The organism is Desulfoglaeba alkanexedens ALDC (genome assembly GCF_005377625.1).
GTDB lineage: Bacteria > Desulfobacterota > Syntrophobacteria > Syntrophobacterales > DSM-9756 > Desulfoglaeba > Desulfoglaeba alkanexedens.
In genome coordinates this window covers 736471-747036 of the sequence record NZ_CP040098.1, presented here as the reverse complement: position 1 = coordinate 747036, position 10566 = coordinate 736471, and the positions used below count along the sequence as shown (strand labels likewise).

Annotated in this window: 5 protein-coding genes and 2 pseudogenes; 4 read left to right on the top strand and 3 right to left on the bottom strand. The window is 57.5% G+C overall.

Translation table 11 applies throughout. From position 1 onward, the window contains the following. Positions 1-120 precede the first annotated feature (120 nt). Positions 121-267, top strand: coding sequence for a hypothetical protein (locus tag FDQ92_RS15150; protein ID WP_170180164.1), 147 nt, complete (start codon positions 121-123; stop codon positions 265-267). A gap of 142 nt (positions 268-409) precedes the next feature. After that, positions 410-1759 (top strand): transposase, encoded by a 1350-nt coding sequence (locus FDQ92_RS03620; protein WP_137423316.1) that lies wholly within the window; start codon positions 410-412, stop codon positions 1757-1759. 535 nt (positions 1760-2294) lie between these two features. Here FDQ92_RS03620 and FDQ92_RS03615 read toward each other — a convergent pair. Both FDQ92_RS03615 and FDQ92_RS03610 read right to left on the bottom strand, forming a co-directional pair. After that, positions 2295-2828 (bottom strand): REP-associated tyrosine transposase, encoded by a 534-nt coding sequence (locus FDQ92_RS03615; RefSeq protein ID WP_137423315.1) that lies wholly within the window; start codon positions 2826-2828, stop codon positions 2295-2297. A 197-nt stretch (positions 2829-3025) separates the two neighbouring features. Continuing rightward, on the bottom strand, positions 3026-6097 hold the full coding sequence (locus tag FDQ92_RS03610; RefSeq protein WP_137423314.1) for a beta strand repeat-containing protein: 3072 nt from the start codon (positions 6095-6097) through the stop codon (positions 3026-3028). Between the two features lie 693 nt (positions 6098-6790). Here FDQ92_RS03610 and FDQ92_RS16400 point away from each other — a divergent pair. Further along, a pseudogene (locus FDQ92_RS16400) lies at positions 6791-6946 on the top strand (IS1380 family transposase); the annotation flags it as partial. Positions 6947-8717: 1771 nt separating this feature from the next. On the opposite strand, the gene FDQ92_RS03600 reads toward FDQ92_RS16400, so the two are convergent. Continuing rightward, complete coding sequence (locus FDQ92_RS03600) at positions 8718-8984, bottom strand: hypothetical protein (RefSeq protein WP_137423312.1); 267 nt, start codon at positions 8982-8984, stop codon at positions 8718-8720. A gap of 176 nt (positions 8985-9160) precedes the next feature. Between FDQ92_RS03600 and FDQ92_RS03595 the strand changes: the two are divergent. After that, positions 9161-10485: pseudogene (locus FDQ92_RS03595) on the top strand (IS1380 family transposase). The last annotated feature ends 81 nt before the right edge of the window (positions 10486-10566 follow it).

Sequence of the window (10566 nt, the reverse complement as noted above, 5' to 3'; positions counted from 1 at the left end):
GCGTCATGGTCCAAGCATAGCGCGACGATGCAAGGGGCGCAAGAACCATGTGGCCTGACCCCAGAATTAAAGGGAAAAATTGATATGCATAAAAGTTCACTCCTTCGAATGGAATGGTTCGTGAAGAACTACGCCTCAAAAATAGCCAAGGACGAAGTGCGGGTTCTTGATGTGGGCAGTTATGATGTGAACGGTTCTTATCGACATCTTTTTGATGATCCTAAATATCAGTACACAGCAATTTCCGGAGCCCCTGTAAAGCCTTGAAAACCGGGCATTGAAGGATTTGGTTTTCGCGAACCCAGGGGGTGGTTTCGGGCTCCGAAGGGGGTTTCGGAGGTGAATTTTTTCGACTATTTTGCTGTTTCATGCTGGACAGCCGCCCGCGTCTCTGGTAGGCTATTTTGCCATGAAGCCCAGCAAAGACGCTCCTTCCTCCAAGATCCGACTTCGCAAGCATCTGAATGCAGATGCCCTGGTGAGAGCGGTGCGTCGTGAGTTCGAAAAGATCCCCGATCCCCGCAAAGGCAGGCCGCAGATCTCCTTTGCGGATGCGGCCATGAGCGCCTTCGCCATGTTTTCTTTGAAGGATCCCTCTCTTCTGGCCTTTGAGAAACGCTGGTCGGCTCGGGATCACAACCTGCACGCGCTCTACCACATCGAGAAGATCCCTGCCGACAGCACCATGCGGGAAATTCTCGATGAGGTTTCGCCCTATGTGTTCCGACCCGCCTTCGGCGAGATCTTCTCACGGCTTCAGCGCGGCAAGGCGCTGGCTCAGATGACCGTGCTGGACGGCCACTACATCCTGGCCCTGGACGGCACGGGCTATTTTTCGTCGGAAAAGGTCTTTTCCGACGCCTGCCTTCGAAAAACCTCTGCCACCGGCAAGACCACCTATTCCCTCCAAATGATGGGAGCCGCCCTCGTCCACCCGGACCACAAGGCCGTGATCCCCTTTCCCCCCGAAGTGATCCGAAGAGAAGACGGTGACACCAAAAACGACTGCGAACGCAACGCCGCCGGCCGTTGTATCGAGAACCTGAGAACCGACCACCCCCATATCAAGCTCATCGTGACCGAAGATGCCCTCAGTCCCAACGCTCCCCACATTGAAACCCTCAAGCGCTTCGACTGCCGCTTCGTCCTTGGGGTTAAACCCGGCGATCACGCCTTCCTTTTCGAAAAGGCCGACGAGGCCATCGCGGAGGGCCGGGCTGTGGAGTTCTGGCACGCAGCGGAAGACAACCCCGAAACCCTCCATTACTTCCGCTTCATCAACGATCTTCCCCTCAACAAGTCCCATCCCGACCTTCGAGTGAACCTCCTCGAATACTGGCAGGTGACCCCCAAGGGGCTTCTGCGGTTTTCCTGGGTCACCGATATCCTCATCCGCCGGGAAAACGCCGTTACCTTGATGCGGATCGGCCGGGCACGCTGGCGCATCGAAAACGAAACCTTCAACACCTTGAAAAACCAGGGCTACCACCTCGAACACAACTACGGCCTGGGCCGAAAACACCTTAGCGCCGTTTTCGTCACCCTCATGATGTTGGCCTTCTGCGTGGACCAGAGCCTCCAACTGTGTTGCCCGCTGTTTCAGGCCGTATGGCGAAAGCTCCAAACCAAACGGGACCTCTGGGAGAGGATCCGGGCCATGTTCTGGGACTTCCGCCTGGAGTCCATCCGGATGCTCTACGAGGCCCTTCTTTACGGATACAAAAGGCTGACCCCGATCATCGCCTATAACACCTCGTAGGGCGGAGAAAGGAATTACCCCATGCAGAACCTGAGCCTTTCACCCGAAAAACCGACGCGGAGGTGCGCCTTCAAACCGGGCATCTGAGCCCCTCACGCTCCAGGTGGCATCCCTCAGCGGGACGTTCGGACCCTCGATCACCCCAAACGGCCCGCTGAACACTCGAAGACTCTCCTTTCACGCCCGCTTTTCACCCAAGGACCATGCGCTCCGGGAATTGCTGACATAACAAGGTGGTCCGTCTGTGTCAGGATAGTTGTTGCAGGAAGGCATGCCGCCACGGCGGCTCCGATCACGACTTTATCCACGGATTTCACCGATGGCCACAGATGATCTGTGTAAGCTGTGGATGTCCATTTGGGGTTACCACCCTGGTGGAGACCGCCGGGTCATGGTCTGTTCTCTGTAGTATCCAAAACAACCACGTCACACATCCCATTCGGCGGATTACGCTCCGCTAATCCGCCCTACGCCTACGCCGGCTGCCCGCCCCGTACCCCGTAGGGCGCAATAAGCGAAGCGCATTGCGCCGAATTCAGTCAGGGCACCTCACCCCGTCGGCCGCCATGCTGCCGCCCCAATCGGCCGGATAAATCCCTTTCGCCACCAAGGCATGAAACGTCGAATAAGGCCAGTCGGCAACCCTGGCGACATGGCCATGTTTGACAGGATTGAAGTGCACATAATCCATGTGCGCAGCAAAATCGCGTTCATCTCGAATCAGGTGTTCCCAGAATCGTCGTTGCCAGATGCCGCGTTCACCGCGGGCCACACGCACCGCCGAACGCCGTTCTATTGGCGGCAGGCGTTTGGAAAAACCGGCCTTGATCAACCGCCAACGGGTGGCGAAGTCGGCGTCGCCTGGCGGCAGTTCGATGACGGCATGCAGGTGATCCGGCAACACCACCCACCCGTGAATGGCGAAGGGATGCGCACGTCGCACCGTGCGCACGGCGGCGCGCAGCGAATCGATGTGATCCGTCAGGAGCGTGCAACCGTGCCGGCGCAACGTGTTGACCGTAAAGAAATAAGTCCCGCCGGGATGCCAGGCGCGTCGATAATTGGGCATGGTGTGGGCCGGATTAAATTCGGCGCAATGCGCTTCGCTTATTGCGCCCTACGGGGTACTACGGGGTACGGGGCTTTTTCAGAACATAGAAAAGACCCCACCCCTTGAGAGGGATGGGGCCTTGCGCTTACGGTTTCATGAAAGGTCAGCAGTCCCTGATTTCAGAGAAATTGGGGACTGCCCTCTGACCTTTGCTTTTACCCTGTCAAACCAAAGGCATGATTGATGGCATCAGCATCTTGAACGCCAAGGAGCTGGATCAGGATTTCGCCGTCCTGGAAGGCAGCATCATGAGTGTCTCGGGTTAGGGTTCCGTCGATGTCCCAATCCCCTACCACGGCATACGTGTTGCCGTCGTAGGTGAAGACGCTATTGTCGTAGGTGTCGTAGGTGTCGTAGGTGAAGACGCTATTGTCGTAGGTAGCGTCAGTACCCAGATCCAGGAATGCAATATCCTCGGCATCTGCGTCAGCAGGTGCAAACCCTGCGTCTTGCAGCACACCCAGGGCTATCTCTGCATCATCAAAGACACCAAGCGTTTCAGCCGCGATGTTGGTGGTATCACCCTCCTCGAAGTCGGTAATGGTCGCGATGGCCTTGCCATTCAGAGTAGCATCCCAATCGATCAGGAATTGATCATCACCCAGGCCGCCGGTGATGGTGAACTGGGTAGTATCACCCAAACCATTGTCCGCGACCAGCATGAAGGTATCGTCAGCGATACCGCCGGTGAGGGTCGCGGAATCGGACGCCGTGACATAGACTTCGTTGGGCCTCAACTCGGAACCGGTGAAGTTGACGGTTTCTGCATCGATGCCGCCGTCGCCGTAATTACCCGAAATGGTACCTACGGTCACCTGACCCAATGCCCCCGTGGCATCCACGGTGACGGTCTTGGCGGAGAGGTCGCCGAGAGTCACAGCGCCTTGGGTGCCATTGGCGTGCACGGAAATGGTGCCGGTGGCCCCATCTCCTACGGTGGCGCCGCCAGTAATGGTAGTAACCTCTTCTCCAGTTTGAGTAACCGTTTTTTCAATAACCGTTTCTTCAATAACCGTACCCAGGGTCACATCCCCCGCCACCTCAGCCACATTCAGCTCAATGGACTGGCCTTCGCCGACATTGATGCTGCCGATGGTCAGATCGGTAAGCTCGCTGGCATTGACGGTAATGCCGTAATCCAGATCCGTAGCTCCCAGGGCACCCAGAGTGGCCGTACCGGTACCGGAGAGGTCGACGCTGTGGATGGCGGCCAGATCACCGATGGAGAAGTCACCATCGGTATTGACGGTCAGTGATTCCAAGCCGGCCAAACTGACTTCCCTGAAAGTGAAATCGCCCGCGGTGATGATGTCCAGGTCAACCAGCTTGGCGGCGTGCAGGTCGACGAAGCTAGCATTCGTGCTGGTGGCCTTGAACACCGCACCCGTCGCTTCGGGCATGTAGATCTCGGCGGCATCGTCGGTGCTGATACCGAGTTGTCCATCGATGGTGGCTTCCAGCGAGCCGGCTTTCAGTGCTTCGATCTCAGCAGTGTAGATGGAGTCCTTGGCGACGTTCAGGATAGCGCCGGTGGCCTTAGTAAGGATCAGCGTGGTATCGGATTCTCCGCTGACGTTCACCGTAGCCGTGCCTGCGTTGTCCGCGGTGATGTCGCCACTGGAGTTTTTCCCCAGCGCGAAGTTCAGGTCAATGTTGCCCAGGTTGACGAAGTTGGCAGTGTACGCAAATGCGCTGGTGGCTTCGATGGTCTGGATGCCGGAGGCGTTCTTGGCGGAGAAGGTCAGGCTGCCATCGCCCAGGCCCACGGTCTCGATATTGCCCATGGTGTATTGCACGGTGCCCGTGCCGCTCAGCACCAGGCGGTCATCGCCCGCGCCGCCGTCGAGCTCGGCATTGACTGCCAGCTCATCTTCCGCGGCGATGATGGTATCGTTGCCGGCACCGGTCTTCACGGTGGTGGCCTCAGTCAGGCCGTCGAGCTCGACGGCGACCTTGCCGGTCACACCGGAGGCGTCGATGGTCTTGAGGTTGTCGTTGTCGTTAAAACTCGCATCCAGCGAGCCTTCGCCCGTGGCCGTGACGGCCTTGACCGCAGCCGCGTCAACGTTCACCACGTTGGCGCCGGCGACACCGAGGTTCAGCTCTTCGATACCGGGGGCGGTGAGATCGACTCGGTTGAACTCAATTGCGGTGGTGGCGGTATCTTCCGCCTTGCCCACGCCGTTGAGGTTCAAGGTCAGGGCATCGGCGGTGCCGTCGGTCACCTTGGCGGCAAAGCCGATCTCGACGTCATCTTGCTGGCCGTTGAGCGTGATGGCGGCATCGGTGGCGCCCAGGGCGGCGAGGCTGACTGCGCCGTTGAGCACATAGCTCTGCACGCCCGTGACACCGGTGGCGTTGAAGTCGCGGCTGATGGTGCCGCTGTTGGTCAGCTCGACGGTCTCGACGTTCTTCACGTAGCCGTCGGTGAAGCCGGCGAAAGAAGACTGCATGTCGACTTTGAGGGTGTCATTGCCGCCGGCGCCGTCGATCTGGTCGGTGGGGTTCAAGGTGCGCGCCGAGGTGAGCGCCGAGGAGACGCCTTCGATGGTGTCGTTGTTCGCGGTAGTCCGGTCGGCTTCGACCTCCGCGTCGGGAGTGAAGAGATCCGTACCAGTAGTGAGCGTTAAGGTCTCCCCCGCGTGCAGGTCCGACTCATCGACTTGCTCATCCACGGGGACTTCGGGCGCAGTCAGCCCTTCGTCTTTACCGTAAGCAAGGTAATGCGTGAGCGGGGTCAGACCCGAGGCCTCGAAAGCATCCTTAACGTCCTCAACAGTCTTACCCGCCCATTCGTCGGCGTACTGCGGGTCCGCCTGCAGTTTGGCCAGCTTGGCTTTAAGATACTCGGAGGCATCGAAGTCGTTGGACGGATTGACCCCTTCCTTCGCGCCATACAGCAGGTAGTGCTGGTAAGGGTCCTGGGCCCAGGCATCCTCAAAGGCATCCAAGGCATCCTGCATCGAATCATAGAGGCCGTCATCGACCATCTGCTTGGCCTTGGCCAGCTTATATTCGTTCTGATCGAAAAACTCGTTGGGGTTGAGCCCTTCCTTCCAACCGTAAAGGTTGTAATGGGTTTCCGGCGTCAAGCCCAGATCCGCCATGAAGGTTTCCAGATCGTCGGTGGTCTTGTTTGCCCACTCGTCAGCGTACTCCGGGTCCGCCTGCAGAGCCGCCAACTTTGCCTCGAGGTAATACGCTTCGTCAAATCCTTGTAGTGCCATCTTTCTCCTCCCTGAACTTGGTGTTTGACCCAGCCATTGATTGTGCCCTGAACGTGATATCACGCCGCCAACAGAAAAACCGTACTACCCACAGAGTCTTACCCTTACCTGAATCCGCTGGATTGCGTCTATACATAAAACTATCATATCGCAGATATCTTATTGAATCTCATCCGCTTTTATGCTATAGGGTCTCCTGTCAAACTTTCACCCGCCAGGTGCACCCATGAAGAGAATCCAAATTGAACAATCTGCGAAAGCCTTCTACAGCGAACACGCGGGTCTGGTCCTCGTGGGCAATCTGATCAACGGCACCACGGACCTCTGCGAACGGTTGGAAAAGGAAGTTCCGGGAAAGAAGGGGTGTCGCGGACGTACCAGAACGACGACGGGTATGCGCCCATCGGGGCCTAGCTCGGCCAGAAGCGATGGTGTCTGGGCATGGAGCTCCGCCCGGGGTCTCAGCATTCCCAGAACGGATTTGTGGGCTTTTTGCGCAAGATGCTGGTGCATGCTCGGAAGATCACCCGCAAGCGCCTCTTGGTGGGAACGGACTCGGCTCACGATGCTCTGGAAACGCTTGTGGAGCTTCGCCGACACCCCAATGTGAGCTTCATCATCCAATGGAATCCGCCGGACGTCCTTTCCTGGCGTGATCGAGCCTTCAGGGAGGGCCGTTTGAGCTCGAATCGGGCGAAGCGGCGTCGGGTGAAGACCGTGATCCAGGAACTGATCTATCCGGCGGGGCGCGTGATTCGAAGCGGTCGTCGGCTGAAGCTCCAGTTCGGTCGGCATTGTGCCGCCTTTCAACCGTTTCGGAGCGTCTATCTCAAATTTTGCCCAGGGTAGGGTAAAGGGGAGTCGTTGCAAGAGCCTGGACCTATCTATGTTCACGTTGAACGGGGGTGAGGTATGTCCGAAAACAGCTGAAAGAGCACCGTCAGAGCTCTTTTCTGCCACTCGAAAGTCGATGATTCGAGGGACCGGCTGAAACAGGGCATCGTCGACCGATCAAAATGGGGTCGCCATGGCCGCAACTCAGCTCGCCCAACCATACCTCGCGGATTCAGGCCTTACTCCTCCTTGTGCTGCTCAGTACGCTTTAAGTCTCATCAATGCTCGCCGTTTTACTTTGCCCCCGCCGTTTGCCCGGTTCCGGCGCGGTCGCGCGCGCCTATCCCTGAACAGAATTTAGACCTAGGAGCGTCTCCGAGAACTCAGAATCAACCCTTTGGGGCAACGCAATTTCGCACAATCAGCGTACCCAAAACGGCCAAGATCGGCATTGTCGGACACGCTCCTACATAGCATTGCGAAAAGTCGTTGTCAAACAACGGTGGCCGACGCTGGATATTCGACATAATGCTGGCGCAAGTGCAGAGCAAGCCGTGGTAGGGGGTGTAGGAATGTCAGAAGGGGTGCCGAGGCTCACCATGGGGAGGTGGTGTACCACGGGTTAGGTGTGTCGGCGGTTAGTCGGGGACCGAGGATTTGGAGAAGGGCGGAGAATTTGCGTGGCAAAAGGACGAGGGTGTGGATCACGGCTCCGGTGAAGCATCGACCGAATTGGAGTACGAAGCAGAAGCTCCAGCTTCGGTTAGGCGGTTCCCAAGCCAGAGCTTGGGAAAGAGGGGGAATCCGCCGAATGGGATGTGTGACGTGGTTGTTTTGGATACGGCGCAATGCGCTTCGCTTATTGCGCCCTACGGGGTACGGGGCGGGCAGCCGGTGTAGGGCGGATTAGCGGAGCGTAATCCGCCGAATGGGATGTGTGTTACGTGGTTGTTTTGGATACGGCGCAATGCGCTTCGCTTATTGCGCCCTACGGGGTACGGGGCGGGCAGCCGGTGTAGGGCGGATTAGCGGAGCGTAATCCGCCGAATGGGATGTGTGAGGTGGTTGTTTTGGATACGGCGCAATGCGCTTCGCTTATTGCGCCCTACGGGGTACGGGGCGGGCAGCCGGCGTAGGGCGGATTAGCGGAGCGTAATCCGCCGAATGGGATGTGTGAGGTGGTTGTTTTGGATACGGCGCAATGCGCTTCGCTTATTGCGCCCTACGGGGCTACGGGGCGGGCAGCCGGCGTAGGGCGGATTAGCGGAGCGTAATCCGCCGAATGGGATGTGTGACGTGGTTGTTTTGGATACGGCGCAATGCGCTTCGCTTATTGCGCCCTACGGGGCTACGGGGCGGGCAGCCGGCGTAGGGCGGATTAGCGGAGCGTAATCCGCCGAATGGGATGTGTGACGTGGTTGTTTTGCATACGGCGCAATGCGCTTCGCTTATTGCGCCCTACGGGGCTACGGGGCGGGCAGCCGGTGTAGGGCGGATTAGCGGAGCGTAATCCGCCGAATGGGATGTGTGACGTGGTTGTTTTGGATACGGCGCAATGCGCTTCGCTTATTGCGCCCTACGGGGTACGGGGCGGGCAGCCGGTGTAGGGCGGATTAGCGGAGCGTAATCCGCCGAATGGGGTGGGTGACGTGGTTGTTTTGCATACGGCGCAATGCGCTTCGCTTATTGCGCCCTACGGGGCTGGAGCTTCCCGGGCAGGGCGTTCCCAAGCTGGAGTTTGGGAACGAGGGGAGTGGGTTTTCTCTAGTCATCCTTCAGTTCTGGATCAAAGATATTCTTTTGCTAATTCCATCATCTCGTCTTTGCTGCGTTGCCGCTTGCTTGCAATAACGCGAAGTTCGAAACTCTTCTGGAGCCTTATCCCCCCTACCGTCTCGAATCCAGCCTGCTTAAAGCTTTGCACCAATGAATCCATTGTAAACCCACATTTATGAGCCATAAAATGGTTGCCTCGCGCAATCGATGCGCGGTGGCCATATATCATGTCTATAGGTGCGATCGGCCCGGCAGGTGATTGATAAGCTGTTTCCAACAATTTTCCTTCAGCCACCCAATGGGCTACTGATTGGATATCAGGACAGGACAATGACCTGAATCCGTGAGATTACGTCTATAGATAAAACTATCATATCGCAGATATCCTATTGAATTTCATCCGCTTTTATGCTATATGGTCTCCTGTCAAATCTTCACCCGGCAGGTGCACCCATGAAGAGAATCGAAATTGAACAATCTTCGAAAGCCTTCTACAGCGAACACGCGGGCCTAGTCCTTGTGGGCAATCTGATCAACGGCTACACGGACCTGTGCGAGCGGTTGGAAAAGGAAGTTCCAGGGCGGCCGATGATCTCTCATGCAGATGTGGTCAAGACCTATCTGGGGCTTCTGTGTCTGGGTAAGAGCGACTTCGAAGCCGCTGAGGGGGTCGCCGGCGATGACTGGTTCAAAGAGGCTCTGGACATCCAGAAGGTCCCTTCGCAGGAAACCTTGCGACAGCGCTTCGACAGGCAAGCGAAAGCTTTCGAACGGCTTGCGGAAGCCGCTAACATCGAACTGCTCAAGAGGAGCCAGGTTCCCGTAACGGCTCTTCCCAGGGGGCATGTGGCTTTGGACCTGGATGTCTTCTGCCTGGACAATTCCGACACCAAGAAAGAAGGGGTGTCGCGGACGTACCAGAACTACGACGGGTACGCGCCCATCGGGGCCTACCTCAGCGAGGAGGGATGGTGTCTGGGCATTGAGCTTCGGCCAGGGTCTCAGCATTCCCAGAACGGATTTGTGGACTTTTTGCGCAAGGCATTGCTGTATGCCCGGAAGATCACCCGCAAGCCTATCTTGGTGCGAACCGACTCGGCTCACGATGCTCTGGAAACGCTTGTGGAGCTTCGCCGACACCCCAATGTGAGCTTCATCGTCCGATGGAATCCACGCAGGGCGAACGTCTTTTACTGGCGTGATCGGGCCTTCAGGGAAGGCCGTGTGAGTGACCCCGGCCCGGCAAGAAAGTGGCGATCTTCAGCACGTGGGTGACGCGACACTATGGAGGAAGAACCTATCGGTTTCGGCTGGTGATCCGGGTTACCGAGAGAATCTCGGATGCCAAGGGGCAAATGCTGATCCAGCCCGATATCACGCTGGAGGGCTGGTGGACGTCGCTTTGCGTCCACGAGGATGAGGTGATCTGGTTGTACGAGAAACGGGGCCTGAGCGAGCAGTTTCACAGCGAGATCAAGTCTGATTTGGACTTGGAGCGATTGCCCTCCGGAAAGTTTGCCACCAATGCGCTGGTGTTGACCCTGGGCGGACTGGCTTACAACCTCTTGCGCATCCTGGGGCAAAACGGGCTCCTGGCCGATTTTTCGCCTGTACGGCATCAGGCCAAGCGGCGTCGCGTGAAGACCGTGATCCAGGAGCTGATCTATCTGGCAGGGCGCGTGATCCGAAGCGGTCGTCGGCTGAAGCTCCAGTTCGGTCGGCATTGTCCCGCTTTTCAAGCCTTTCGGAGCGTGTATCTCAAATTTTGCCCAGGTTAGGGTAAAGGGCAGTCGTTCCAAGAGCCTGAACCTATTCTATTTTTTCTATGTTCACATTGAAAGGGGGTCAGGTATGCCCGA